The following is a 25,376-nucleotide window of genomic DNA, read 5'->3' on the forward strand; positions in this document are numbered from 1 at the left end:
TTCAATACAATAGACAAAATAAAAACCGCCTCCGTTGTAGAGGCGGTTTTCCATTTTGGAAAGGCAATAAAAGTTATTTCCAATTATCTTTTTTCTTCCGTTGGCCCGGAGCATAGGACTTGGCACTTTTGGCCCCTGTTGCTTTTTTGACTTGACCCGGTGCCGTACTTCTTTTGGCAGTACCATGGTTTACTTTACAAGAAGTAATCATTATAATTGAACACAGGGCAATTGTAATTTTAAGTACGTTTTTCATAATTTTCCTTTTTTGGGATTTCTTCAAGATATTCACACCAACAAACAAATTGTTTAAAAATTGACCAATGCCCCAAACCGTTTGACGGATACTTGATTTTCAGGTAGTCTATCCTCAATTTTAAAAAAACTCCCGATACTGCATCACCCTAAAGTCAAACGTATTGAATTTAGGGTTTTTCCTTTTCAGGTCCTTGTACAATTGAAGACTGCCCACGGCACGGTTGGCCGCTCCCGAGGGGGCGGTTAAGGATACGGTTTTGATGGTTCTCGACTGCGCTCGAACTGACATATCATTTGATTTGAGCGGTAATTCAAATTGATGTATTCGGGGTACCTCATCAGAAACAATTTCCAACTCTAGTCCGTGTTCCTTAAGTTGCCTCCTGAAAAAATACTCGGGGCCATTTTTGCTATTACCTCCTGTAAACAAAAGGGTATCAATATTGGGATATTTTTGGAGGTATCTCACCAAATCACGCAATACCACATTTTGCATTCCCAAATCCGAAGCGTCAATTTTTTCGCGTTCCGCACTGTGCACAATATCACAAACGCCTATTTTCTGCTTTTTCAGGAAATGCTCTCGTTGTGCAATGGCTTCTGCGGTATTCTCAAATTTCAGGTTTAGGTCAAAGATGCGGTCCAAAATAGGCCACAACATTCCATTGCAGCTTCCGTAACAGAAATCCACGTCTTCCTTTCGCAACTCACCTGTGGTAAATCGGGGTGGTGGCAAGGTGCCCACAATCAGTTTGGAGGCCTCGGGAAATAGGAAGGGCTCGTAGGGGTGTGTATGCAGAAATGCCTTTTTGCCCACTATACGGAATTAAAACCCAATTTTAAGCCGAGTTTCTACTGGCATTGATATTTCCATACAATGAGCGCGTCACGATTTTCTCGTACAATTCCTTGTATTCTGAATTTTGTGTGACATGGTACAGCGCATTCTGCTGGATGACCAACAATGGCAACACAATTTTCTCCCGGATCTTTACGGATTCTCGGGATACTTCCTCGTCCTCCATCAAAATTTTTAGGCCTGAAATCTGCAGTAACATCTTCTGTGACAATTCAAATTCGTCGTGCAGAATATTCCAAAACTCCCCAAATTCTAAGTCTTCCTTCATATAGCTGGTGAGATTGAAATTGGTTTTGGCGAGGGACATCATACTGTTGTGCATCAGGGCCCTAAAAAAGGGAACTTCTTTATAGAGTTTTTTCACCTCATTCAATCGTCCTTCCTCCTTGAGCTTGGCAATTGCCGTACCCAATCCAAAATATCCTGGCACGTTCTGTTTCAACTGACTCCAAGAGCCCACAAATGAGATGGCGCGTAAATCGGATAAGGTCAATTTTTCTTTGTTCCCGCGTTTACCGGGCCTACTTCCTATATTGGCCTTGGTATAATATTTTAAGGTGCTTCGGTTCTCCAAATATGGGATAAACTTGTCATGCTGTTTCAAGGCATCGTACTTTTCAAAACTGAGGTCTGAAAGTTCCTCGATCAACTTACGCTGTGCCGCTGAAATAACCAGTTCCTTTCCAAAAAGGTTATTACTGAGTCCTGCGGTGAGCAATTGCTCCGAGTTGTGGATAAATTGTTCCTTGGTACCATACGTACTGGTAATGGTCTGACCTTGAATGGTAAGCTGAATCTCGTGATTGGCCACATCCTTGGTCTGGGCCGCGTAGAACCTGTGGGTCTTGCCGCCACCCCTTGCCGGTGGCCCTCCCCTGCCGTCAAAGAAAATGGCCTTGATGCCGTTTTTCTTGCACACCTTGCTGAGCGTTTCCTTGGTCTTGAGAATGGACCAATTGGCCTTTAGGTAGCCCCCATCTTTGGTACCATCCGAAAAGCCCAACATTATAGTGTGGATTTCATTTCTTCGTTCCAAATGTTTTCTATAGGAAGGGATGTCAAACAAAGTCTGCATGACCTCTTCCGCGGCTTCCATGCCTTTCATGGTCTCGAACAGCGGAATAATATCAAAAGTGATGTCCTTTTCATCCCAACCACACCATCTGAACAAGCCAAACACGAACAGAACGGCAAAAATATCCTCGGAATTACTGATGATATACCGATTGCAACCTTCCTCCCCATTCGTGGCCTGAATCTCTGCCAATTGTTGGATGTTGGCTATGGTATCTTTTACAATGTCTTCGTCAAAATCCTTTGGTTTCAACGTCATGTTTTCTTTCAACAGCCACTTTATGAGTTCCTTTTCCTTGAGCTCGGAGATACTTTCCTTGATGGCTCCTTTTTGTTTTAAAATGGTTTCCACCACCAACAAGTGTTTGCTGTGATCTTGGCGGATATCCAAAGTGGCAAAATGGGTCTTGAAGATATGGACCTTATCAATAAATTGATCAAGATTGTCCAAATACAGCCCGTGGTAATTTGCCACCAATTTTTCTCTCACAATGCCTAGATGCTCAATTATTCCCTCGTAAGAAATGGGTGCATTAGGGTCGAACATGGCCTTGTACAGTTTGCCGCTCAGCTCATTAAGGTCTTCTTGCATGCCCTTAAACGTCAACTTTTTCCGAAGGTCCTTCAATTCATTGTAATAGCATTTCATCAAAGTCAACCTCAATTCATCGGCTACTTGTTTGGTGATTTCCGATGTCACAAATGGGTTTCCGTCACGATCGCCACCGGGCCAGAATCCAAGTTTCATGAGGTTGTAGTTCCCAAACTTATCATCCCGGATATTACCCTTTACATATTGATACAATTCCCCAACGGCATCATAATACGTATTCCGAAGAATGTAGATGATGTTCTTGGCCTCATCCAAGGGCGTTGGTTTTTTGGCATTGATCAATGAGGTCAACCCCAATTGTTGAAGGGTCACATCAATATCGTGGATTCTATCTTCATCAATAAGCGAACGCAGTTCAGCAATAATATCCAATACGGCCGGTGTGTAAAATTGCGTAGGGTGCGCCGTTAAAACTATCCGGGCACTAAAGGTTGAGAGTTTTTTGGAGACCTTGTCCCAGTTCTTGGTGCGGTTCACCAATCCAAAATAGTCCTTGATGGTCAATGAATTGCTGTATTCCTGCAATTTTGGGAAAGCGGAATCCTCAACACTATCGTAAAGCACCACCTGACGCTCCACATATTGAATGATCCGAAACATAAAATCCAATCGTTCCCGTTCATCCTGGATATCCACAAAATTGGAGAAGAAAACCTCCAAAATTTCTTGCGGGTCCTTCCCATCCTTGAGTCCTTTTTCACATTGATCCAATAAAAGGGGAATGAGCATCCCCACATTCTCCACATTTTTGTAGGGCAAACTCAAAAACAGGCTATTGTATATGTTGAATTTATTGGTTACCGATTTTTTAAACTCTTCTAATCGTCTGGACTGCTGCATGGGTTTCGGTGTTAGTGTTCTTTTTAATAATAGAGCATCCAAAGGTCGGGATTAATGCCAAACCTTGGGATTAATTTTAGTCGTATCACAATTTAAGACATGTGCTCCACAAACCTAACACCTTGTCTTGTTTTTTGAAAGAAGTTGGCCCCTAAATCTCAGGAAGAAATTTTAACTCTACCGAATGAAAACAGGTTGGTTTTCCTTGAGGGTATGCTCGGCACTGAACATATACCCGTCATAATCAAACCCTTTGATGTCGTCCAAGGTCTTGGCATTGGTATCAAAGATGTACCGAACCATGGAACCCCTTGCTTTTTTGGCAAAAAAGCTGATGATTTTGAGCTTATCGTTCTTCCAATCCTTAAAAATTGGGGTAATGACGGGCACTTTGAGTTTCTTTTCATCAATGGCACCAAAGTATTCGTTACTTGCCAGGTTGATGAACAATTCGTCATCCTCCATTTCACCATTCAAATATTCAGTAATCTGTTTTTGCCAAAATTCATACAGATTCTTTTTTCGCCCCACTTTCAATTGGGTTCCCATTTCCAATCGATACGGTTGGATCAAATCCAAGGGTTTTAAAATTCCATAAAGCCCGGATAGAATCCGAAGGGTGTCTTGGAGTTTGTCCAGTTTCTTTTCTGGAATGGTATAGGCATCCAATCCTTGGTACACATCTCCATTGAAGGCATAGACCGCGGGTCTGGCATTCTCCACGGTAAAGGGCAATGAAAATTGTTGGTTGCGTTCCCAGTTCAATTCGGCCAAATTATCTGAAATGGACATGAGCTTGGACAATGCCTTGGGCTTTTTCTTTTTCAAAATACTATTCAATTTTTCGGATTGCTCCAAAAATTGGGGCTGGGTATATTTAGATGTGGGCAAAGCAGTTTCAAAATCGAGTGACTTGGCCGGTGAGACAACAATTTTCATCAGAAATTAATTTTCCGTAAAAATAGCGAGGTTTTTGGTTTTTTGGTAGGATACACCAAAGGTGTTTTCAATCTTAAGATTGAAGGAAACTATGATTCGTGATGCCTGGCATACCCGCGCCACTTTTCAATACAATTGACCATGTCTTCGGGCAATTCGGAATCAAATCGCATGAACTCACCCGTTTTGGGATGCTCAAACCCCAAGGTCTTGGCATGCAGTGCCTGTCTGGGCAAAACCTTGAAGGCATTTTCCACAAACTGTTTGTATTTGGTAAAGGTGGTACCCTTCAAAATCTTATCGCCGCCATACCGTTCATCATTGAACAGGGTGTGCCCAATATGTTTCATGTGCACCCGAATCTGATGCGTGCGTCCGGTTTCCAATCGGCATGAGACCAAGGTAACATAGCCAAATCGTTCCAAAACCTTATAGTGGGTCACCGCCTCCTTGCCCTCGTTCCCTTCGGGAAAGACCATCATCTGGAGTCGGTTTTTGGGATTACGCCCAATATGGCCTTCCACCGTACCTTCATCCTCCTCCACATTGCCCCAGACCAAGGCCACATATTCCCGTTCACTGCTCTTGTCAAAAAACTGTTGGGCCAAATGGGTCATGGCAGTTTCGGTTTTGGCAATCACCAAAAGTCCGGAGGTATCTTTATCTATCCGATGCACCAACCCAGGGCGCTCGGAACTGTTGTTGGGCAGATTGTCAAAATGGTAGACCAAGGCATTGATCAAGGTGCCGGAATAATTCCCATGACCGGGATGCACCACCATTCCGGCTGGTTTGTTCACCACCAATAGGGAGTCATCTTCATACACAATATCCAAGGGAATGTTCTCTGGGGTCAGCAAAAACTCGTAGGGCGGATGCTCAAACAATACTTTTACCTCATCCCCGGCCTTTACTTTGTAATTTTGTTTAACGATGGAATCGTTCACCCAAATATGCCCTTCCTTTGCGGCTTGCTGAATCTTATTTCGGGTGGCATTTTCTATAAAATTCATCAAGAATTTGTCCACGCGCAAAGGTTCCTGCCCTTTTGAGGCCAGAAATCGATAATGCTCAAAAAGTTCGTCTTGTGAAAGTTCTTGATTTTCCGAATCATCCATTATTCCTGGGAATCAGCCTGAACCTTAGCACTTCCGGGAATGGTTCCATTGCCACAGATCAGCTCAACCTTGGAGGTTTTGGGTAATTTGTCACCGGGCTTCACGTATTTTCCCTTGTGTTTCATATTGTAGACCATGTCCTTACCGAGCTCATCGATATAGGTTACCCGTTCCACTTCCAGCCCAACGGCCCGCAGCATGGATGATGCATTGCGCTGGGTGACTTGGATAATATCAGGTACGGTCACCTTTTTATACCCTGATGGGTTCACGGTAAAATAAATTTTACGGTTGCTCTTCACCTTACTTCCCGCATCTGGATTCTGTTCAAGAATGGAAAACCGGGGATAATCTGGATTGTAATTGGATGAATCCAAAACCTGATACCGAAGACCGGCATCTTCCACTGCTTCTCGCATTTCGGATACGGACATTCTGGAAAAATCCGGGACCTCAACAAACTCACCGTGGTTGGTAGTACCTTTTAACCATTGCAAGGCCAGAAGGACCAATACCACAACGGCCACCACCGCCAACCCAAGCTGGATGAAAAATGTCTTGCTTTTTAAAAAGTTGAAAAATTGTTTCATGCGAAATGCCTTATGTGGACAAATATAGGAAAGCCAGTCCTTTTTTCTTTATTTTGGCTGAGCGATATTCAACAGCCAATGAAAAAAAATATTGCCATTGTAATGGGTGGCTATTCCAGCGAGTTCGGAATTTCCATAAAGAGCGGTAACGTAGTGTATCGGTATCTGGACCGGGAAAAATATAATCCGTACCGCATTGTCATCACCAAGGAAAAATGGGTATACCTGAATGATATGGGTGAGGAATTTCCAGTGGAGAAGTCTGATTTCAGCATAGAAATTGACGGCGCCAAAATCCATTTTGATTGTGTTTTCAACGCCATACACGGCACTCCGGGGGAAGATGGCCTGCTACAGGCCTATTTTAAGCTTCTGGACATTCCCCAAACCTCATGCAACCATTATGAAGCTGCCCTTACCTTTAACAAAAGGGATTTGCTGAGCACGCTTAAACCGTATGGGGTACACTGTGCCATTTCCTATTATTTGAATAAAGGGGACACCGTAAATGAGGACGCCATTGTTGACAAAGTAGGGCTTCCCTGTTTTGTGAAGGCCAACAGGGCCGGCAGTAGTTATGGGGTGGCCAAAGTCTATAAAAAAGAGGACCTTATGGCCGCCTTGGACAATGCTTTTTCGGAAGATGATCAGGTCATCATTGAATCCTTTTTGGATGGCACCGAAGTGTCGGTGGGCGTTATCACCTATAAAAATAGGGTCACTGTTCTCCCCATTACAGAAATCGTTTCTGACAATGATTTCTTTGATTTTGAGGCCAAATATGAGGGAAAATCCCAGGAAATTACCCCGGCCCGCATTTCCAAAGTTCAGGAAGACAGTGTTAGGCAATGGGCAGAATTTATCTATAAAACGTTGGGATTGAAGGGATACTCACGCAGTGAGTTCATCTTTATTGGCGATACGCCTTTTCTATTGGAAGTCAATACAACCCCGGGGCTTACCGAGGAAAGCATATTGCCCAAGCAGGCCAAAGAAGCGGGGATATCCCTTGAAGAATTATTTGCCAGTGCCATTGAAGAGGCTTTACGATAGAATTTCCGTATTTTTAAAACAAACTTTGCCATCCATGAGACGCGCCATTTTCCCAGGTTCCTTTGATCCCCTAACCCTAGGCCATTACGACATTATAAAAAGAGGCATCACGCTTTTTGATGAGCTCGTAATAGCCATTGGGATCAATGCCGATAAAAAATATATGTTTTCCTTGGAAGAGCGGGTCAAATTCATAGAAGAGGCGTTTAAAGATGAACCAAAAATAAAAGTAAAGACCTATCAGGGGATGACGGTTGATTTCTGCAAAAAAATCAATGCCGATTTTATCCTGAGGGGGCTCCGCAACCCAGCGGATTTTGAATTTGAAAAAGCCATTGCCCATACCAATAGAAAACTTTCTGAAATTGAGACTGTCTTTTTATTGACTTCATCGGGCAAATCGTACATAAGCTCCTCAATTGTTAGGGACGTTATCCGAAATGGCGGCGATTACACTGGTTTGGTGCCTGACACAGTTGTTGTAAAACACTAGTTTTTTTGCAATAGTTTTGTGGCTTTTCTTCTAACTTTGTAAGTTAAATCTGTTATCTTTATAATTGACAAACCTTGACATTTGTCAATAAAACAACAATTTTGACCCTTTTCACAACAATTAGTGAGTAAGAAATGTCAATACTTATACATTGGTCTTAAATTTCTTGATTGTAAAAAGTTTCCCTAATAACCCCGTATTTTGAAAGCAGTTGAGAGGATTGCCCAACATTACTTATTAAAACAGCTTCCAACGGCAACTGCACTTGTAGGTGTCGATGGTATTCTTGTTGATGCTTCGGACTCTTGGCTGCATACTTTTGGCCTTTGTTCAAAAGATGCCATTGGTATTCTTGTTTATGATCTGTTCATGGGCTACAATACAGATTGCGGTAAAAGCCTTCGGGAATGTCTGGGAAAAAGCACAGCCCAAACCTGTAGGTTCAAAAAAGGGGATGGTTCTTCCGAAGTATGGTATGAAAACACCTTTACCCCTTGGTACGATGAGAGGGAAAATCTGATCGGTTCCATTATTCAAGCCCAAAACATCACCGAAGAAATAAAAAAGGAAAAGGAGTTGAATCGTATGATCAACCTTCTAAGTACAAAATCTGAAGTTGCAAAAGTGGGCTGTTGGGAATATAACATAAACACAGAACAGCTCTTCTGGTGCGATGAAACCAAAAAAATCCATAAAGTACCCGCTTCATATACTCCCAATGTAAACGAGGCCATTTCATTTTATAAGCAGGGATACAGTAGAAACAAGATATCCATGTTGTTTCACAAAGCCATGGAAAAAGGCATTCCATTTAATGAGAAACTTGTTATTATCACGGATAATGGAGAGGAAAGATGGGTTAGAGTCTCAGGGAAACCCATAGAACAGAACGGAGAGGTCGTAAAGCTTTTCGGCACTTTCCAAGATATTCATGAACAGGTTTTGAGCGAGTTGCAAACCAAGCAAAGCCAACAACTTTTGACCACCCTGATCGATAATATTCCCATGAACGTGTTCATAAAGGACACCGATTCCAGAAAAATTCTGGTCAATAAGGCCGAATGTGACTATTTGGGAAAAAGCCATGAGGAGCTCATCGGAACAACTGATTTTGATACGTTTGACAAGGAAAGTGCCAAAATTTCGGTACATGAGGACTTAGAGGTGATGCGCACCCAAAAGCCAATGATAGGAAAAGAAACACTTTGCGTTAAAAAGAATGGGGAAACCACCCATTTTCTGACATCAAAGATTCCACTTTTTGACCTAGATGGCAAGGTAAATGGGCTCATCGGCATTAGCATGGACATTACGGGTCTAAAAAAGAAAGAAGATCAAATGAGGAACCTCATTAACGTTACCTCGCTCCAAAACAAAAAATTGATCAACTTTGCCCATATCGTTTCACACAATCTCCGATCACACTCGGCCAACTTCTCCATGCTTTTGAAGTTTTTGGCCAATGAAGAGGATGAAACCGAAAAAGAACGGATTGTAGGCATGTTGTCCAATGCTTCGAACAACTTAATGGAAACTTTGGAGGATCTCAACCAGATTGTCGATATCAACACCAATGTAAATCTGGAAAAAAAGCCTATAAACCTGCACCAAAATATTACAAAGATCCAAAAAAACCTTTCTGCCTTTTTGGAAAAACATAAGTTAGAGGTAGAAAATAATGTCCCAGAAAATCTGGAAATACAAAGCATTCCTGCCTATTTGGACAGTATTATCCTTAATCTTATGACCAATGCGGTAAAATACAGGAGTCTGGACAGAAAACTTACCATTGTCTTGAGTGCCAAAAAACATGGCAGGGGCACTATTTTTAGCTTTTCCGATAATGGATTGGGAATAGATTTGGAAAAATATGGAAACAAATTATTTGGGATGTACAAAACGTTCCACAACAATAAGGAGGCTCGGGGGCTTGGTCTTTACATCATAAAGAACCAAATAGAGGCCATGGGCGGAAGTATAACAGTAAGTAGTGAAGTAGATAAAGGTACTACGTTCAATGTGTATTTTAATGAAGAAGATAAGTAGCATATTTATAGTGGATGATGATCCCATAACCGTTTTCGGAATACGGAAAATGTTGAAGCCCGTTGCCCTTTGTGACGATGTTCAAATTTTTCAAAATGGAAAAGAGGCCCTGGATGCCCTACTCAAAAGAATGGATAGTGGGGGCGATATCCCAGAGGTCATTTTTTTGGACATTAACATGCCCATTATGGATGGGTGGGACTTTTTGGAAGAGATTATGGACTTGGAACTCAAGGAAAAGATCATCATCAACATGATCACGTCATCCATTGACCCTTTAGATCATCAAAAATGGAACGAAGCAAAGGCCAAATGCCTGCATATTCTTAATTTTAAGAACAAGCCGATCTTTAAAATTGAGCCGACGGACCTGGATTGCATCCATCTTGCTTCCTGATCATAATATTCCGTATTTTTAAGCTTTTAAACGAATTTTTATAATTCAAAAAAGCCTCTTTAAATTTGAAATACGTAATCCTTTTAACTGTTTTAGCGCTGCTTATATCCTGTGAGACAAAAACAGAGGACAAAGTGGCTTCATACCAAACCTTTTACGAGACCTCCAACGGCCTGGAAACCCCAACCTATGAGGAAACCATTGCCTTTTACATTACTTTGGCACGGGATTTTCCCGAGATCAACATCCGCACCATTGGCAGAACGGATAGTGGCTACCCCCTGCACCTGGTCACTTTTAATCCAGATGGGGATTTTAATTTTGAAAATGTAAGAAAGGAAAAGTCCATCATCCTGATCAACAACGGCATCCACCCAGGGGAAAGTGATGGCATTGATGCCACCATGCTTTTGTATCGTGACTTGGCTACGGAAAAACTACAACCCCCAGAAAATACCGTCTTGGTTACCATTCCCATTTACAACATTGGGGGGGCGCTCAATAGAAATTCAACTACCCGGGCCAACCAGAACGGACCATTGGAATATGGGTTTAGGGGCAATGCCCAAAACTATGACCTCAATAGGGATTTCATAAAAATGGACACCAAAAATGCCAAGAGTTTCGCAGAAATTTTCCATTTGGTAAAACCCGATGTCTTTATTGACAACCATGTGAGCAATGGGGCAGATTACCAATATACCTTGACCCACTTGTTCACACAGCACAATAAATTGGGTGGCAAATTAGGCACTTTTCTTCACGAAGAATTTATGCCCGATCTGGAAAATTCCCTGGCGAACAAGGATTGGGACATCACTCCGTATGTAAATGTGTTCAATGTACCACCGGAACTTGGGTTCAGTCAATTTATGGACCACCCCAGATATTCCACCGGATACACCACCTTATGGAACACGTTGGGCCTTATGGTGGAAACCCACATGCTAAAACCATACAAACAACGGGTTGAAGGAACCTATGCACTTATGGAAAGCTTGATAGACGTCGTGGAAAAAGAGCATGACACCATCAAGTCCCTTCGCAAAGAAGCATTGGAAACCAACCCAACCCGGTCCGAATATTATTTTAATTGGCAGGTGGACACCACGCAAAGTACCATTCTCAATTTTAAGGGGTTTGAAGCTGATCGTTTACAAAGTGAGGTCACGCAACTGCCTCGATTAAAGTATGACCGTAGCAGGCCCTTTACCAAAGAGACCGTATATAGGAATTATTTTTATCCAACAGATACCGTTATGGTCCCTGCGGCATACATTTTAAAGCAAGGGTGGCAAACGGTCATAGATCGATTGGACGCCAACAAGATCAATTATTTTAAATTGGAAAAGGACACTGCCCTTACCATTGAAGCGTACAAGATTTCGGATTATGAGACCAGAAATGCGCCGTATGAAGGGCATTATCTCCATTACAATACCCAAGTGGAAAAGCATGCCGAGAAAGTGCATTTTAGGGCTGGGGACATTGTGGTCCCAACCCAACAAACGGGAATCCGGTATATTTTGGAAACTTTGGAACCCCAAGGTGTGGATTCCTTTTTCAATTGGAATTTTTTCGATACCGTGCTGCAACAAAAAGAAGGTTTTTCACCCTACGTTTTTGAGGACATCGCCTTGGAAATGCTTCAGAAAGATTCGGTGCTGCGCCAAAATTTTATGCTCAAAAAAGAATTGGACCAACAGTTTGCTGAAAATTGGTACGCCCAATTGGATTGGATCTTTCATCAATCCAACTATTTGGAAAAAGCATATCTCAATTACCCAGTTTACCGAATTGCCAAGGATAGTGAAGTTGCTGGTATCTTACCTAAGCAATAGGTTTTGGGTTATCCTCAAATAGCACCTTAATGTTATGGTAGGAGTTTTTCAAGGCCTTTGCCGTTTTCTTGGGGCCTTTCCATTTAACCTTTTTAATGCCTTCGGACTTGTCCCCAACCAATTTGCCATCATAGGATGTGGACATGGCAAACCAGTGCACCTCCTTTAATTGGTACTCCCCACTTCGCTTAAAGATATGGTAGGTTGTCCGCAGAAATTTCTCTATGACCAAATCCGTTACCCCGGTTTCCTCCATAACCTCCCGGATGGCGGCATCCTCTATGGACTCTCCTTTGTCTACCTTCCCTTTGGGAAGATCCCATTTTTTATTTCTGTAGATGAAGAGTACTTTCCCTTTTTTGTTGGTCACAAAACCGCCACCCGCAACAACAACAGGCAATTTATGCCTAAACATCTTCAGCAATTTCAATAGATCAGGATGATAGAAATAGGCCTTGTCCAGTTTTCCATTTGCCAATAATTCTATTGCATCTATAACAGAATCGCCCTCCAAGGAAAAGAGGTTCCCATTGGACTCTTTTGGGCGCTTGTTTGTTAAAATCAGTGGGGATTCATTAACAAAAACTTCATACATTTGCGCAATGGTTTTAGATAAGGGAATTGCTAAAAAAACAGCGGAACTGCTATTACAAATTAATGCAATTAAGTTGGAACCCGAAAATCCTTTTACATGGGCATCGGGATGGAAATCCCCAATTTATTGCGATAACAGGATAATGCTTTCCTACCCGGAAATCCGAAATTTTGTCAGGGAAGAGATGGCCAAACAGGTGGAAAATCTGTATGGTAAACCCGATGTCATCGCCGGTGTGGCCACAGGAGCCATTGGAATTGGTATTTTGGTGGCAGAGGCCTTGGGGTTGCCCTTTATTTATGTGCGACCCGAACCCAAATCCCATGGAAGACAGAACCAGGTTGAAGGCAATTTGGAATCAGGTCAAAATGTTGTGGTCATTGAAGACCTTATCAGCACGGGAAAAAGTAGCCTTAATGCCGTAAAAGCCTTGAAGGACCATGGTGCCAACGTTAAAGGCATGTTGGCCATTTTTACCTACGGTTTTCCAGTGGCGACCACCAATTTTGAAAAGGAAGGAGTGGAATTGCACACCCTTTCGGACTATGAGCACTTGATTGAGCAAGCCTCTGAAACCCATTACGTCAAAGAATCACAGTTAACTACCCTTTTGCAGTGGAGATCCAATCCACAGCAATGGAAATAATCCTTCAAATATGCACATTGAAGTCCCTAAAAAGAAAGTAGCCAAAAGCGATAAGGAGGTTTTTGAGTTTCTGACCGATATCAAAAATTTTGAGACCCTTATGCCCAGCAATATTGACAAATTTGAGGTTTTGGATGAAAAGACCTTCAAGTTTGCCCTAAAGGGCATGCCGGAAATCACCCTAAGGTTGAAAGAGCAGATTCCCCATGAAAAAGTGGTTCTGGGCGCGGCCAGCGACAAACTCCCATTTACCTTGACGGGCGACATCACCTCCTTGGGCGATAATGAAAGTGAGGTAGCTTTGAGTTTTGAAGGTGAGTTCAATGCCATGATGGCGATGATGATCAAATCCCCGATCACCAATTTCATGGAGACCCTCTCTTCCAATATGGGCAAGTTGGGTCAATAAAGCAGGGAAACCTCTTTTAGGTCGAATTCTTTGAAAATTTGGTCCTCCAATTCCAAAACCAGTTTGCCAGAACTGGATATTTTTCGGATGAATCCCATAAACATTTCGCCATGGGCATCCGTAAAGGTGGACGGTTTGTCCTTTCTGAACAAAAGATGTTCATAGGAGGGCAAGAGCTGGGTGACCGTTTTTTCCTCAATCCCCTGAAAATGGTGCTCCATTCTCTTCAGAATTTTCTGCAACACTTCATCCAGGTCAAAAATTTGTCCTGATATAGACCCAAGTGAGCCCGCTTTGTCCAGATTTTCAAAGGACATTTGGTTCACATTCAGCCCAATTCCAATAATGGAATGTTGCACCCACTGCCCTTTCATGATATTTTCTATCAAAATGCCACATATTTTCTGTGTGCCTGACATAATGTCGTTGGGCCATTTTACACTGACATTTGGTATGAAAAGTTCAGCAAGTACGTCAGAAACGGCCAAGGAAACACAAATGTTCAAATTGAATTGATGGGTGGCATGCAATGCATCAAACTTTTTTAATATGCTGAATGTTAGGTTTTTACCTTCTTCCGATTGCCACGAAGAGCCCATCTGCCCCCTTCCCTTCAATTGATTTTTGGCCACTACCACGGTGTTGTCCGCGACATTCTTTGACCGTAAAAGATCCTTTAAATACAGATTTGTGGAGTCCGTGGCATCAAGTTTGATTATTTGTGGTAGCTTTCCCAACGACGTATGCCTTTATGATATGTTAAAATCTAGGGCTAAGAAAGCAAAAAAAATATAACTTTGTAAAAACTAAAATTTTTGAATGCAGAAAACGAAAGCTAGCGCAGATGAACTGATTGCCTTAATTTTACATGGGATTGAAGAAGTTAAAGGAGTTGACATAAATCTACTTGATCTTAGGGAAATCGAAAATACTGTTTGCGACTACTTCATAATCTGTAACGGTACTTCCAACACGCATGTAAACGCAATTGTCTCCTCCATTCAAAAGACCGTGAGCAAGGCCATACATGATAAGCCTTGGCACATTGAGGGTTCTGAGAACGCAGAATGGGTCTTAATGGATTATGTTAATGTTGTGGTACATGTATTTCAAAAACACATCAGGGAATTCTACGACATAGAGGGACTTTGGGGAGACGCCAAAGTAACCATGGTGGAGAGCAGCTACAATTCTTAAAAAAATGGCAAAAGAAAACAATCCAAATAATGCCCCTAAAAAACCTCGTTTTAGTTCGTGGTGGATTTATGGTGTCGTTATTGCATTGATCATTGGTTTCCAATTTTTTGGAGGCAGTACTTTTACGAATACCGAAAAGACGACCACTTCTGAACTTCAGGAGTTTTTGCGCAATGGCGATATCAATAAGATAATCATCATTACCAATACTCGTCAGGCCAAGGTCTTTTTAACCGATGAGGCCCTAAGCAAAGATGTACACAAAGGCGTGGCCGAAAAACCATTGCTCCCATCCACAAGTTTGGTGCCCCAATATGTTTTGGACTATGGCGATTTGCAGATATTCCAAAACGAAATCACCGAAATAAAAAAGGAGAACAATCTGGACACCATCATTGAATTCGATACGGAATCCAATGTTTTGGGCGAACTATTGCTCTCTTTGCTCCCATTTGCCCTGATTATAGGTATTTGGATTTACTTGATGCGGAGAATGTCCGGTGGTGCCGGTGGTGGCGCCGGGGGCCAGATTTTCAACATTGGAAAGTCAAAAGCCAAGCTTTTCGATGAAAAAACAGATACCCGAACTTCCTTTAAGGATGTTGCCGGACTGGAAGGTGCCAAGGAGGAAGTCCAAGAAATTGTGGAGTTCCTTAAAAATCCTGATAAATACACTTCACTCGGAGGTAAAATTCCCAAAGGAGCCTTATTGGTGGGCCCTCCCGGAACTGGAAAGACCTTGTTGGCCAAAGCGGTGGCCGGCGAAGCCAAAGTGCCTTTTTTCTCACTGTCAGGTTCTGACTTTGTGGAAATGTTTGTGGGTGTGGGTGCATCACGGGTACGGGATTTGTTCAAGCAAGCCAAGGATAAATCGCCCGCCATCATTTTTATTGATGAGATCGATGCCATTGGACGTGCCAGGGGGAAAAATAATTTTACAGGTTCCAATGATGAGCGTGAAAATACATTGAACCAATTATTGACTGAAATGGACGGTTTTGGAACCAATACCAATGTTATTGTATTGGCAGCCACCAACCGAGCCGATGTATTGGACAAAGCCTTGATGCGTGCCGGGCGTTTTGACCGTCAAATCTATGTGGACTTGCCCGATCTTAACGAGCGTAAAGAAATTTTTGAGGTTCACCTCCGTCCCATCAAAACCGCAGAAACCCTTGATCTGGACTTTTTGGCCAGACAAACACCTGGATTCTCTGGTGCGGATATTGCAAACGTTTGTAACGAAGCCGCTTTAATCGCTGCACGAAAAGAGAAAAAGGCTGTGACCAAACAAGATTTCCTCGATGCCGTGGACAGGATTGTGGGTGGACTCGAAAAGAAAAACAAGATCATTACACCCGAGGAGAAAAAGACCATTGCCTATCATGAGGCAGGTCACGCTACTGTGAGTTGGATGTTGGAACACGCTGCACCTTTGGTGAAAGTCACCATTGTACCCCGGGGGCAATCCTTGGGAGCTGCATGGTACCTGCCCGAGGAACGTTTGATCGTTCGACCGGAGCAAATGTTGGATGAAATGTGCGCCACCATGGGCGGAAGGGCCGCTGAAAAGGTCATCTTCAATAAAATTTCCACTGGAGCCTTGAGCGACCTTGAGAAAGTGACCAAACAGGCTAGGGCCATGGTCACTATTTATGGCCTCAACGATAAATTGGGGAATATCACCTATTATGATTCCTCGGGGCAAAACGAGTATGGGTTCACCAAGCCCTATAGTGAGGAAACTGCCCAAAAAATCGACTTTGAAATATCCAAAATGATAGAGGCCCAATATCAGCGAGCCATAAAGTTATTGGATGACAATAAGGACAAACTCAAAGAATTGGCTGATAGACTCTTGGAAAAAGAAGTTATCTTTAAGGACGATCTGGAAAAGATTTTTGGCAAGAGACCGTTCGAAAAAGAAGAATTGGAGGCAGCAAAATAATATTCAGGTTCAATTTAAAAGAGTTTTAATTTGACATTGATAAAAAGTACGTGATACCATAAATGGGAGTTTTTAAAAAGCTTTTTGGAGGAGGAAAAAAGGTTTCCAAGGAAACTTTGGAAACCCGTGGAGAGCATATGCCAGATTTAAAAATTCCCGTGGATGAAAAGTTTACCATATACTTCAAAAAAAACGGGGGCAAGTTCATTTACTGTGAGGATTTCTCGGAAGTATCCGAAGCCTTAAAAAATATTATTTCAGAGAATGATTGGCAAAATCACCTCTTCTACTCCATGAATCCCCAGTTGGAAACCCGTTTTGCATCAGAAAAGTTAGAATTTACGGACAACCGGCAGGAAAGTGATATTTTCTTCACTACTTGTGAGCACTTGGTTGCCCATAATGGTTCCATTTTGGTATGCTCCAACCAGATCAAGGAAAAAAAATTGGACGAACTCCCTTCAAACTTGATTGTCTTTGCCACAACCAGCCAATTGGTGGACTCGATCAGCGAGGCATTAAAGATCATTAAGGAGCGCTATCAGAAAAACATTCCCAACAATATTACCACCTTAAAACACTTTCAACGAACACAAGAAAACAAAGATGATTTCCTTTCCTACGGAAGTGCTTCAAAAAATGTATATCTTTTACTCTTAGAAGATTATTGATTACATGAAAGAAATTCTTAGGCGCTCCATTACGGGGGTCATCTACGTGGTGCTTCTTTTGGGGTCTGTTTTTTTAAGCTCGGACGCCTTCGATTTTTTGTTTATGGCATTTGGTCTGGCATGCCTTTACGAGTTCAAGCGGATTGTGCGTTTAAAGGGGTATTACATTTTTGTCGCCTATTTAGCTCTTTGGTGGACCTTCATATATGTTGTGCAAGACACCACTGCCATTACTATTTTAATGCTACTGACCATTGCTGTGGATGTGGCCCTGCTCATGTTCCTGTTTTCCAAAAGGCCCAAAAAGTTTTCTGACGTTCAAAAGTTTATCATAGCCGTCTTTTATATTGGGGGTGGGTTTATTTTTCTGACCATGATTCCCTATAAAGAAGATAATTTTGCCCAATTTCTCATCATGGGCATATTTATCCTTATCTGGGTCAACGATACCTTTGCCTATTTGGTAGGGCGAACTTTGGGCCGAACAAAACTGTATCCTGCAGTTTCTCCAAAAAAAACCATTGAAGGTTCTTTGGGAGGTCTTATTTTTGCACTGGCAACCGCTTACATTATGTCATGGTATGAATCCAAACTATCATTGATGGAATGGATGATATTGGCCACAGTAATTGTAGTAGCGGGCAGTTTGGGGGATTTGTTGGAATCAAAATTCAAACGAATGGCAGGTGTAAAGGACAGTGGGGCAATTTTACCGGGACATGGTGGAATTTGGGACCGATTGGACAGTTTGGTATTTGCAGCTCCATTTGCCTATTTAGTACTTAATATATTTTCGTATGTTTCATAAAGAGGGACAAAAAATAGTCATCTTCACTTTTTTTATTGTGGTGGCGGCCATAATTTCTGCACAATTCTATATTGAAGTGGAATGGATTCGGTTTGCGGTACAAATTGCTGCCTTTGTCCTTCTCATTGCCATATTGCAGTTTTTTAGAAATCCCAGAAGGCCGGTCACACCCAATTTTAATGAGATTTTGGCACCTGTTGATGGCAAAGTGGTCGTTATTGAGGAAGTGGACGAACCCGAATATTTCAAGGACAGGCGCCGACAAGTATCCATCTTCATGTCACCCGTGAATGTCCATGTTACCCGCTACCCTGCCAGTGGCACGGTAACCTATTCCAAGTATCATCCCGGAAAATATTTGGTGGCTTGGCACCCAAAATCGAGCACCGAAAATGAACGCACCACAGTGGTACTCCATACCCCAAAATTTGGTGAAATTGGCTATCGTCAAATTGCCGGCGCCATGGCCAGACGAATCGTAAATTATGCTGAGGAGGGCGAGCAAGTGACCCAAGGGCAAGATGCGGGATTCATCAAATTTGGTTCCCGGGTGGATTTGCTATTGCCCCTTAATTGCAATGTGACCGTAAAATTGGGCCAAAAAGTAGTGGGTGCCAAAACATGTATAGCTTCATTTAGGAAGGATGATGACTAATGAAGAACTACATAAGGAATTTAATGATGCGGTGGCCTTTGTAAATGGGTATACGGAACCGCTTCCTGCCGATCTTTTGCTGAAGCTGTACGCCTATTTCAAGATTGCCAATGGAAACTATGACAACCCTGGGAGCAGAACGCCATTGATCAATGCTTTTAAGGCCAATGCTTTGTTCCAAGCAAAGAACATTAATGCCAACGAGGCCATGAAAAAATATATTGATTTGGTCAATACGGAGGTGAGAAATCTTTAAGACGCCAATTTAGGAGCAGCATAAGACTTTTCAAAGTAGGTGAAATAGATGCCTCCAAAGGCAGTGATGAAAAAATAAAGTGCCACAAGGTAGCTGCCTATGGACCAATAGGCATTTAGCCCAAACCAATCTTTCGTCATAAAAATAAATACCAACCCGGCCATTCCTCTTAACACCTCTATCCAAACCGCATATTTGGCCCTATCCATCAATGTGGTATATCCATAGACACTCCAAAAGACAAATGCCCCGAAAAGAAGAAGTCCTTCAAACCCTATTTCAGCATAATTATAGAACATGAACAACAACATGGCCGTGGTGACCACCAATTGAAAAATGGAATAGCCTTTCAACGCTTTGGAAGTTTCGGGCTTATATTTTTTGAAATTGTAGACGTCTTCAATAATCTGTACTGGATATTTTTCCTTTACATCTGATGGACGCCAACCTGTGGGCATAAACCAAATTCTGAGTTTGTCCCAATAACTTTTGGTCCGCCATGCGTCTTGTATCAATCGCCATACATGTTGAAAATTGATGATGATCGGATTCCAGGTTTGTGCGGGTTTCAATACACCGTACTGGGGCGGCACCTCATCCAATTCTTCTTGAAACGTACCGAACATCCGGTCCCAAATACAGAAAATCTGCCCCAGGTTCTTGTCTATATATTCAGGGTTGATGGCATGGTGCACACGATGTTGTGATGGGGTCACAATGACATACTCCAACCAACCCATCTTTCCAATATGTTGGGTATGGTACCAAAACTGGGCAAACAAATGGATGGGAGCCAAAACAGCGATTACTTTGTGGGGAACACCCAAAAGTGCGGCCGGGATCAACAAGAGTGCAAAATAGCCCAAGAGATTGGAAATGGGCTGTCGTAAGGCACACGCCAGATTAAATTCCTCACTACTGTGGTGAATAACATGTTGGTTCCAAAAAAAGTTGATGTGGTGACTCAACCGATGGTTCCAATACCCAGCAAAATCCAAAGTAATAAAAGCAACCACCCAGACCAACCATGTGGCCTTGATTTCGGTAAGGGCCAAATGCTCCAATAAAAATGGGTAGGAAACCAAAATAACCACAAGTCCCAAAGAGTCTTTGACCACATTGGTAAGACCAGAGCTAAGGCTGCTTACCGTATCCATAATGGTATGCTTCTGGTTCTTGGCAAAATGGCCATACAAAATTTCAAAAAGAACCAGCCCCAGAAAAAAAGGGGTGGCATACAACAAAGCTGTGGCGTAGGTTTCCATATTCCTAAATATATGAAAAAGAAGAATATGCTACCTACACCTTTTGACAGAACCCAAGGTTAAATCAACGAAAACACCCTTACAATTTATCGCAAGCTTTCCAGGCTCTTTTCCAAGGTCTCTATTTTGGCTTCGGCATCCGCGGCTTTTTTACGCTCTATGGCCACCACTTGCTCTGGTGCATTGTTGACAAAACGTTCATTGCCCAACTTTTTCTGTACCGATTTCAAAAAGCCCTTGGTGTAATTGAGCTCTTCGGTGATCTTTTGAATCTCTGCCTCCACATCAATGGCTCCACCTATTGGAATAAAGTATTCATTGCTCTTCACCCTAAAGCTCAAGGCACCATCTATACTTGAACCCACAGTTTCCAACTTGGAGAGATTGGCCAGTTTTATGATGATAGCATCCATCTGACCACCCACTTTTTCTGCATTCAGCATGAATAGCTCCAAAGCTTCTTTCTGTGGGATGTTCTTTTCCTTTCGGATGGTCCGTACTCCCGAAATTACTTCACTGGCAAATTCGAAATTCGAAATCAATGCTTTATTGGTGTCTCCAGCTTCGGGCCAATTGGCAACGATCAAGGCATTTTCAGGGGTTCGTTCTGCGATATGCTGCCAAACCTCCTCGGTCAAGAACGGCATAAAGGGATGCAACAGTTTCAAGTTTTCCTCAAACAGATGGATAACGGCATCAAAAGTGGTTTGGTCAATGGGCTGTTGATAGGCCGGCTTAACAATTTCCAGCAACCACGAACAGAAATCGTCCCATACCAGTTTGTAGATGGCCATCAACGCATCTGAAATTCGGTATTTGGAAAAATGGTCCTCAATTTCAACCAAGGTCTGATTTAATTTGGCAGTGTACCACTCCAATCCAATCTTTGAAGCTTCGGGTTGGGCAATATCAGCAACTTCCCAGCCTTTTACCAAACGGAACGCGTTCCAAATCTTGTTGGCAAAATTGGCTCCCTGCTGGCAAAGGGCTTCATCAAACATAATGTCATTCCCTGCGGATGAACTCAATAATAGTCCAACACGGACACCATCTGCCCCAAAATCTTCGATGAGCTTCAAGGCATCGGGGGAATTGCCCAACTGTTTGGACATTTTCCGGCGCTGTTTGTCCCGCACAAGCCCTGTGAAATACACGTTTTCAAAAGGTCTTTTGTCCCTGTAATGGTATCCGGCCATGATCATCCGTGCCACCCAAAAGAAAATAATGTCCGGGGCCGTGACCAAATCATTGGTGGGGTAATAGTAGTTCACTTCTTTATTGTCGGGTTCCAGAATACCCCCGAACACGCTTATGGGCCATAGCCAGGAAGAGAACCAGGTATCCAGAACATCGGGGTCTTGGCGTAAATCTGATTCCTGGATTTTTGGATTTTTGGATTGGGCAAGTTCCAACGCTTCCTCCGGTGTTTCGGCCACTACAAAATCATCTTGACCATCCCCATAATAATAAGCTGGAATCTGGTGGCCCCACCACAATTGGCGGGAAATGTTCCAATCCCGGATACCTTCCATCCAATGTCGATAGGTGTTATCGAATTTCTTGGGATAAAACTTGATATCCCTTGTCTTTAACACCCCATCAAGGGCCGGTTTGGCCATTTCTTCCATTTTCAGGAACCATTGATCGGACAATCTGGGCTCTATCACGGCCTTGGTGCGTTCTGAAGTACCTACTTTATTGAGATGTTGTTCGGTCTTGACCAAAAAGCCTTTTTCCTCCAATTCTTTGGAGATTTCCTTCCGTACCACAAAACGGTCTTTTCCTTCGTAGTGAAGCCCGAAGGAATTTAGGGTTGCATCCTCATTGAAAATGTCCACCACATCCAAATTGTGCTTATCGCCCAAGTTTTTGTCATTTTCATCATGTGCCGGGGTCACTTTTAGGCACCCCGTACCAAACTCAATGTCCACATATTCGTCTTCAATAATGGGAATAACACGGTTGCAAATGGGCACAATGGCCTTTTTACCCTTCAAATAATGGTATCGCTCATCATTAGGGTTGATGCAGATGGCCGTATCGCCCAAAATGGTCTCGGGACGGGTGGTGGCAATGATCACTTTCTCATCCGAATCTTCTATGGCATACGCCAGATAATACAGGTTTCCTTGGCGTTCCTCATAAATTACCTCCTCATCAGATAAGGTTGTTTTGGCTTCTGGATCCCAATTCACCATTCGGTAACCCCTGTAAATCAAACCTTTATTATATAAATCCACAAAAACTTTGATCACAGAGGCCGACATATCGTCATCCATGGTGAATTTTGTTCGGTCCCAATCGCAGGAACAACCCAATTTCTTCAACTGCTGGAGAATAACACCACCATATTCGTTGGTCCAATCCCAGGCATGTTTTAAAAAGTCCTCCCGCGAAAGATTGTCCTTGTTTATGCCCTCCTCCTTCAATTTAGCCACCACTTTGGCCTCAGTGGCAATGGAAGCGTGGTCCATGCCGGGCACCCAACATGCATTTTTGCCCAAGAGCCTTGCCCTGCGTATAAGAACATCTTGCAGGGTGTTGTTGAGCATATGTCCCATATGCAGGACCCCTGTTACGTTTGGTGGGGGAATTACTATGGTGTAGGGTTCCCTGTCATCGGGTTTTGAGCTGAAAAAATTATGCGCTGTCCAGTAGGCATACCAATGCTCTTCCACCCTATTGGGGTCATATTTTGATGGGATTTCCATTATTTCGGTATAGTTTTTGTTTTAGGATATGGATTGGTTTTTTGAAAGGAAAGCGTAATGTTAATTTTATGCTATTCTTCGGCTAAGGACCAATCCTGAAATACGAAACAAAAATAAGTAACGTTATTACATAACAAAAGAATTTTGGATGCAGGTGATAAATCATCTACATTTGAAGTTCACCCAAAAACCAAAAAAATGAAAAAAACTGTACTTATGCTGTTTGTTGGGATGCTTTCCCTAGGAATCCATGCCCAAGATACAGCTGCTAAAATTGAGTTTAAGAGTGAGACCATCGACTATGGCGAAATTGCCAAAGGCAGTGATGGAGTCCGTGTATTTGAATTTACCAATACTGGAACGGCCCCTTTGGTCATTAGCAATGTTAAGTCTAGCTGCGGATGTACCATCCCCAAAAAGCCTGAAGAGCCCATTTTACCTGGAAAGACAGGTCAAATTGAGGTAAAATATGACACCAATAGGGTTGGCCCAATCAGAAAGGCCATTACTGTAACCTCCAATGCCGATACACCTACCAAGGTTCTTAAAATAAAAGGAACGGTAAAGGCGGAAGGAGCCAAATAAGTGGAAAGAAAATTATATTGCAATGAGAAGCCCTGAAAATTTCAGGGCTTTTTCTTTTTTGATCTAATCGTCGTCGAAGACCTTTTTCAGCACAAAAGTGAACAATAGGTCCTTGTTATACCGTTCTATGAGCACCTTGATTCGTTTTCCTTCTTTTTCATTGAGCATTTTAAGGATTTCCTGTAGTTTATAGCGGTGTACCCGTTTGCCGTTCACGGCCAATATTACATCTCCTTCCCGCAATCCAGCCTCTGCTGCGGGACTTCCCGCCCTAATACCGGATACAATGATCTCCGGCACCAAGCTCAACCGGGTTTTGTTTTCCAAGAGAATCTGCACATTACCAAAAGATGAGTTGTCATCTTCCCTTACCACCCCATCTAAACCTGCAATGCTTTCGGCGATATACCGTAGCCCGTTATGTTGAAGGTCGATTCCAGCCAGATTATATTGAAATGGGGTCTTGAAATTCCCATTCTTTTTTAAGGTGACCAGACCACTCTGGTAATCGAAGGTAATATTGAACCGTTTCAGGATTTCACCCCCCACACTTCCGTTTCTATCACCTAAATTTTCTATAAATCCGAAGGATTCACGGTATGGAAAAGCGGCCTTGGCGTCCTTAAGTTCAAAATCTCCGATTCGTACACCGTTAATTTTGGTTCGCTTTCCGAAAATATCACCACTGAGCCCACGTCCCAAGTAATCCTCATAATTCTTTTCCGGGATTTCCAGCCCTTTCTCAGGTTGGTGGAAAAGCCAAAGCGCATCGCTACTGCCTGTATCCACCAATAATTTAACCGGTATGTTTTCAGAATCTTTCATCAAAACCGTTCCCTCAACATAGGCCTTCCTTTTTTCAATGAATATGGGAAGTGTTTGCGATTTTCTGTGCGGTTTGTGTTTATACAGTCTTGGATTGTGAAGTTTGATGTTTTGAGAATTATAGTTGATTTCCACCACAAAATCCCTAAAAATCTCATACCCCAAAATTCCATGCACAGCAACACCCAATGAAGTGGAAAAATTGATGCCTTTGTCCAAGACCACATACAGGTCCTGTGAATAATTCTTGGCTTTTCCCAACTTAAATGCGTTTCCTTGGGAAATTAAAGCCTTCATGGGCTCTCCACCCCCCAATCCTCTAATGGTGACTTCAGATACATTATTGATGGGGATTGAATCTTGATCGGAAAGGTTAAAAAGAATAGGCTTGCTCACTCCTGAGTCCAGTACAAACTTAAGTTCCGTACCATTGATATCGATGGGAATGATGATAATATTGTTGATCAGCTCAAACTTGATTCTCTGGAATTTCTGGTCTTCAGGCAATTTGAATCCTTGCGCCGATGCCAAAAGGGGCGCCAACATTAAAAGAAGCACAAAAAAAAGCCTATTTTTTTTCAATTTACTTACTTCTAAGTGGTTATGTCTACTAAATATACAAAATAAACAAAGACCCTGTTCTTAATTTAACATTCCTGAAAGGATGCAAATAATAGTGCAATG

General features: G+C 42.5%; 25 protein-coding genes. 14 read left to right on the forward strand and 11 right to left on the reverse strand.

All coding sequences use genetic code 11. The features are described 5' to 3' along the window. From A7D14_RS20190 to A7D14_RS04220, 6 genes are all read right to left on the reverse strand, one after another. A partial coding sequence (locus A7D14_RS20190; RefSeq protein WP_218058505.1) for a hypothetical protein occupies positions 1 to 186 on the reverse strand: 186 nt, incomplete at its 3' end. Between the two features lie 190 nt (positions 187 to 376). After that, positions 377 to 1,075, reverse strand: coding sequence for a uracil-DNA glycosylase family protein (locus A7D14_RS04200; RefSeq protein ID WP_067030427.1), 699 nt, complete (start codon positions 1,073 to 1,075; stop codon positions 377 to 379). Positions 1,076 to 1,097: 22 nt separating this feature from the next. Beyond that, on the reverse strand, positions 1,098 to 3,644 hold the full coding sequence (locus tag A7D14_RS04205; protein WP_067030430.1) for a phosphoenolpyruvate carboxylase: 2,547 nt from the start codon (positions 3,642 to 3,644) through the stop codon (positions 1,098 to 1,100). A gap of 177 nt (positions 3,645 to 3,821) precedes the next feature. Then, a complete protein-coding gene (yaaA, locus tag A7D14_RS04210) occupies positions 3,822 to 4,583 on the reverse strand; it encodes a peroxide stress protein YaaA (RefSeq protein ID WP_067030433.1) in 762 nt (253 codons plus the stop codon). Positions 4,584 to 4,672: 89 nt separating this feature from the next. Next, entirely contained in the window at positions 4,673 to 5,701 is a 1,029-nt protein-coding gene (locus tag A7D14_RS04215) for an RluA family pseudouridine synthase (RefSeq protein ID WP_067030436.1), read from the reverse strand. Then, positions 5,701 to 6,291, reverse strand: coding sequence for a PASTA domain-containing protein (locus A7D14_RS04220; protein ID WP_067030438.1), 591 nt, complete (start codon positions 6,289 to 6,291; stop codon positions 5,701 to 5,703). The genes A7D14_RS04215 and A7D14_RS04220 overlap by 1 nt, the downstream gene beginning before the upstream one ends. Positions 6,292 to 6,369: 78 nt before the next feature. Between A7D14_RS04220 and A7D14_RS04225 the strand changes: the two genes are divergently transcribed. The 5 genes from A7D14_RS04225 to A7D14_RS04245 all read left to right on the forward strand — a co-directional run bounded on the left by A7D14_RS04225 (position 6,370) and on the right by A7D14_RS04245 (position 12,121). Further along, a complete protein-coding gene (locus tag A7D14_RS04225; protein WP_067030440.1) occupies positions 6,370 to 7,344 on the forward strand; it encodes a D-alanine--D-alanine ligase in 975 nt (324 codons plus the stop codon). Between the two features lie 34 nt (positions 7,345 to 7,378). Next, positions 7,379 to 7,837, forward strand: coding sequence for a pantetheine-phosphate adenylyltransferase (gene coaD / locus A7D14_RS04230; protein ID WP_067030443.1), 459 nt, complete (start codon positions 7,379 to 7,381; stop codon positions 7,835 to 7,837). 201 nt (positions 7,838 to 8,038) lie between these two features. Beyond that, on the forward strand, positions 8,039 to 9,883 hold the full coding sequence (locus A7D14_RS04235; RefSeq protein ID WP_067030446.1) for a PAS domain-containing protein: 1,845 nt from the start codon (positions 8,039 to 8,041) through the stop codon (positions 9,881 to 9,883). Then, the gene (locus A7D14_RS04240; RefSeq protein WP_067030449.1) at positions 9,867 to 10,280 is read left to right on the forward strand and encodes a response regulator; all 414 of its coding nucleotides are present in this window, start codon (positions 9,867 to 9,869) and stop codon (positions 10,278 to 10,280) included. The genes A7D14_RS04235 and A7D14_RS04240 overlap by 17 nt, the downstream gene beginning before the upstream one ends. A 65-nt stretch (positions 10,281 to 10,345) precedes the next feature. Continuing rightward, positions 10,346 to 12,121: a M14 family metallopeptidase gene (locus A7D14_RS04245; RefSeq protein ID WP_067030451.1), complete on the forward strand. Its 1,776-nt coding sequence runs from the start codon at positions 10,346 to 10,348 to the stop codon at positions 12,119 to 12,121. Here A7D14_RS04245 and A7D14_RS04250 read toward each other — a convergent pair. Further along, on the reverse strand, positions 12,111 to 12,716 hold the full coding sequence (locus A7D14_RS04250) for an NUDIX hydrolase (RefSeq protein WP_067030455.1): 606 nt from the start codon (positions 12,714 to 12,716) through the stop codon (positions 12,111 to 12,113). The genes A7D14_RS04245 and A7D14_RS04250 overlap by 11 nt on opposite strands. Before the next feature lie 7 nt (positions 12,717 to 12,723). On the opposite strand from A7D14_RS04250, the gene pyrE reads away from it, so the two are divergent. Beyond that, positions 12,724 to 13,362: an orotate phosphoribosyltransferase gene (gene pyrE / locus A7D14_RS04255; RefSeq protein ID WP_067030457.1), complete on the forward strand. Its 639-nt coding sequence runs from the start codon at positions 12,724 to 12,726 to the stop codon at positions 13,360 to 13,362. Positions 13,363 to 13,372: 10 nt separating this feature from the next. Then, the gene (locus A7D14_RS04260; protein WP_067030459.1) at positions 13,373 to 13,771 is read left to right on the forward strand and encodes an orotate phosphoribosyltransferase; all 399 of its coding nucleotides are present in this window, start codon (positions 13,373 to 13,375) and stop codon (positions 13,769 to 13,771) included. Here the strand turns inward: A7D14_RS04260 and A7D14_RS04265 are convergent. Further along, positions 13,765 to 14,508 (reverse strand): biotin--[acetyl-CoA-carboxylase] ligase, encoded by a 744-nt coding sequence (locus A7D14_RS04265; RefSeq protein ID WP_067030461.1) that lies wholly within the window; start codon positions 14,506 to 14,508, stop codon positions 13,765 to 13,767. The two genes, A7D14_RS04260 and A7D14_RS04265, sit on opposite strands and share 7 nt — an antisense overlap. Positions 14,509 to 14,590: 82 nt before the next feature. On the opposite strand from A7D14_RS04265, the gene rsfS reads away from it, so the two are divergent. The 6 genes from rsfS (at position 14,591) to A7D14_RS04295 (ending at position 19,306) form a co-directional block, all read left to right on the forward strand. Beyond that, complete coding sequence (gene rsfS, locus A7D14_RS04270) at positions 14,591 to 14,968, forward strand: ribosome silencing factor (RefSeq protein WP_036383061.1); 378 nt, start codon at positions 14,591 to 14,593, stop codon at positions 14,966 to 14,968. A gap of 4 nt (positions 14,969 to 14,972) precedes the next feature. Further along, on the forward strand, positions 14,973 to 16,916 hold the full coding sequence (ftsH, locus tag A7D14_RS04275; RefSeq protein ID WP_067030465.1) for an ATP-dependent zinc metalloprotease FtsH: 1,944 nt from the start codon (positions 14,973 to 14,975) through the stop codon (positions 16,914 to 16,916). A gap of 62 nt (positions 16,917 to 16,978) precedes the next feature. After that, the gene (locus tag A7D14_RS04280) at positions 16,979 to 17,587 is read left to right on the forward strand and encodes an LUD domain-containing protein (protein WP_067030467.1); all 609 of its coding nucleotides are present in this window, start codon (positions 16,979 to 16,981) and stop codon (positions 17,585 to 17,587) included. A gap of 4 nt (positions 17,588 to 17,591) precedes the next feature. Continuing rightward, positions 17,592 to 18,395, forward strand: a complete 804-nt coding sequence (locus A7D14_RS04285; protein WP_067030470.1) for a phosphatidate cytidylyltransferase — start codon at positions 17,592 to 17,594, stop codon at positions 18,393 to 18,395. Then, positions 18,385 to 19,050, forward strand: a complete 666-nt coding sequence (locus A7D14_RS04290; RefSeq protein ID WP_067030472.1) for a phosphatidylserine decarboxylase family protein — start codon at positions 18,385 to 18,387, stop codon at positions 19,048 to 19,050. Before A7D14_RS04285 ends, A7D14_RS04290 begins: the two co-directional genes overlap by 11 nt. Continuing rightward, complete coding sequence (locus A7D14_RS04295) at positions 19,043 to 19,306, forward strand: acyl-CoA-binding protein (protein ID WP_067030532.1); 264 nt, start codon at positions 19,043 to 19,045, stop codon at positions 19,304 to 19,306. The genes A7D14_RS04290 and A7D14_RS04295 overlap by 8 nt, the downstream gene beginning before the upstream one ends. Here A7D14_RS04295 and A7D14_RS04300 read toward each other — a convergent pair. Both A7D14_RS04300 and A7D14_RS04305 read right to left on the reverse strand, forming a co-directional pair. After that, on the reverse strand, positions 19,303 to 20,571 hold the full coding sequence (locus tag A7D14_RS04300; protein ID WP_067030475.1) for a sterol desaturase family protein: 1,269 nt from the start codon (positions 20,569 to 20,571) through the stop codon (positions 19,303 to 19,305). The genes A7D14_RS04295 and A7D14_RS04300 overlap by 4 nt on opposite strands. Positions 20,572 to 20,657: 86 nt before the next feature. Next, a complete protein-coding gene (locus tag A7D14_RS04305; protein WP_067030478.1) occupies positions 20,658 to 23,282 on the reverse strand; it encodes a valine--tRNA ligase in 2,625 nt (874 codons plus the stop codon). A 198-nt stretch (positions 23,283 to 23,480) separates the two neighbouring features. Here A7D14_RS04305 and A7D14_RS04310 point away from each other — a divergent pair, with 198 nt between their 5' ends. Continuing rightward, on the forward strand, positions 23,481 to 23,867 hold the full coding sequence (locus A7D14_RS04310; RefSeq protein ID WP_067030481.1) for a DUF1573 domain-containing protein: 387 nt from the start codon (positions 23,481 to 23,483) through the stop codon (positions 23,865 to 23,867). A gap of 63 nt (positions 23,868 to 23,930) precedes the next feature. Here the strand turns inward: A7D14_RS04310 and A7D14_RS04315 are convergent, their stop codons facing one another. Then, positions 23,931 to 25,274 carry an aspartyl protease family protein gene (locus tag A7D14_RS04315; protein WP_255307383.1) on the reverse strand — a complete coding sequence of 448 codons (1,344 nt, stop codon included), beginning with the start codon at positions 25,272 to 25,274 and terminating at the stop codon, positions 23,931 to 23,933. Positions 25,275 to 25,376: the final 102 nt, after the last annotated feature.

The organism is Allomuricauda sp. CP2A, assembly GCF_001683915.1.
Taxonomy (GTDB): Bacteria; Bacteroidota; Bacteroidia; order Flavobacteriales; family Flavobacteriaceae; genus Flagellimonas.

Bases quoted from the DNA above. Each gene is read 5' to 3' on its own strand.
- A7D14_RS04225 (WP_067030440.1), top strand. From the start codon at position 6,370: ATGAAAAAAAATATTGCCATTGTAATGGGTGGCTATTCCAGCGAGTTC.
- A7D14_RS04220 (WP_067030438.1), bottom strand. From the start codon at position 6,291: ATGAAACAATTTTTCAACTTTTTAAAAAGCAAGACATTTTTCATCCAG.
- coaD (WP_067030443.1), top strand. From the start codon at position 7,379: ATGAGACGCGCCATTTTCCCAGGTTCCTTTGATCCCCTAACCCTAGGC.
- A7D14_RS04250 (WP_067030455.1), bottom strand. From the start codon at position 12,716: ATGTATGAAGTTTTTGTTAATGAATCCCCACTGATTTTAACAAACAAG.
- A7D14_RS04285 (WP_067030470.1), top strand. From the start codon at position 17,592: ATGAAAGAAATTCTTAGGCGCTCCATTACGGGGGTCATCTACGTGGTG.
- A7D14_RS04295 (WP_067030532.1), top strand. From the start codon at position 19,043: ATGACTAATGAAGAACTACATAAGGAATTTAATGATGCGGTGGCCTTT.
- A7D14_RS04215 (WP_067030436.1), bottom strand. From the start codon at position 5,701: ATGGATGATTCGGAAAATCAAGAACTTTCACAAGACGAACTTTTTGAG.
- A7D14_RS04310 (WP_067030481.1), top strand. From the start codon at position 23,481: ATGAAAAAAACTGTACTTATGCTGTTTGTTGGGATGCTTTCCCTAGGA.
- A7D14_RS04290 (WP_067030472.1), top strand. From the start codon at position 18,385: ATGTTTCATAAAGAGGGACAAAAAATAGTCATCTTCACTTTTTTTATT.
- yaaA (WP_067030433.1), bottom strand. From the start codon at position 4,583: ATGAAAATTGTTGTCTCACCGGCCAAGTCACTCGATTTTGAAACTGCT.
- pyrE (WP_067030457.1), top strand. From the start codon at position 12,724: ATGGTTTTAGATAAGGGAATTGCTAAAAAAACAGCGGAACTGCTATTA.
- A7D14_RS04205 (WP_067030430.1), bottom strand. From the start codon at position 3,644: ATGCAGCAGTCCAGACGATTAGAAGAGTTTAAAAAATCGGTAACCAAT.
- A7D14_RS04280 (WP_067030467.1), top strand. From the start codon at position 16,979: ATGGGAGTTTTTAAAAAGCTTTTTGGAGGAGGAAAAAAGGTTTCCAAG.
- rsfS (WP_036383061.1), top strand. From the start codon at position 14,591: ATGCAGAAAACGAAAGCTAGCGCAGATGAACTGATTGCCTTAATTTTA.
- A7D14_RS04305 (WP_067030478.1), bottom strand. From the start codon at position 23,282: ATGGAAATCCCATCAAAATATGACCCCAATAGGGTGGAAGAGCATTGG.
- ftsH (WP_067030465.1), top strand. From the start codon at position 14,973: ATGGCAAAAGAAAACAATCCAAATAATGCCCCTAAAAAACCTCGTTTT.
- A7D14_RS04300 (WP_067030475.1), bottom strand. From the start codon at position 20,571: ATGGAAACCTACGCCACAGCTTTGTTGTATGCCACCCCTTTTTTTCTG.
- A7D14_RS04260 (WP_067030459.1), top strand. From the start codon at position 13,373: ATGCACATTGAAGTCCCTAAAAAGAAAGTAGCCAAAAGCGATAAGGAG.
- A7D14_RS04240 (WP_067030449.1), top strand. From the start codon at position 9,867: ATGAAGAAGATAAGTAGCATATTTATAGTGGATGATGATCCCATAACC.